At 43.3% G+C, this 430-nt stretch carries 1 protein-coding gene; it reads right to left on the bottom strand.

Annotation, left to right across the window (positions count from 1 at the left end; genetic code table 11):
* Positions 1–430 (bottom strand): IS5 family transposase (locus AAEZ18_RS18415; protein ID WP_350595532.1); only part of this gene is annotated, 430 nt, incomplete at both ends.

Below are 430 nucleotides of genomic sequence, written 5' to 3'. Positions count from 1 at the left end.
TCACTGTCGTAGCCTTTATCTGCGACAACCATATTACTTGTTGGGCAATTAGCTACGAGTGACTCTGCATGGACGATATCATGCGTATTTCCACAGGATAATTCATAATAAACAGGCAACCCTCCGCTATCGACTGCAAGATGAATTTTCGTAGAATTTCCACCTCGGCTCTTTCCAATTGATTCATTGTCAGCAGTTCTTGCACCGCAACTATGTTGATGAGCCCTGACAATACTGCCATCAATGAAGACCCAATCCATGTCCGCATCACGAGATAATGCGCGAAACAGTTCATTCAAAATCCCTTTTTTGGACCATAAATTAAACCGTCTGTAGATAGCACTCCAACGGCCAAAATCAGAAGGTAAATCTCGCCATGGAATACCTGTGCGCATCTTATACAGTATGCCTTCGAGCGTTTTTCTATGGT

Origin of the sequence: Pseudoalteromonas sp. 19-MNA-CIBAN-0066, assembly GCF_040308705.1 — a bacterium.
GTDB classification, from domain to species: domain Bacteria; phylum Pseudomonadota; class Gammaproteobacteria; order Enterobacterales; family Alteromonadaceae; genus Pseudoalteromonas; species Pseudoalteromonas nigrifaciens.
This window is presented reverse-complemented; position numbering and strand designations above follow the sequence as displayed.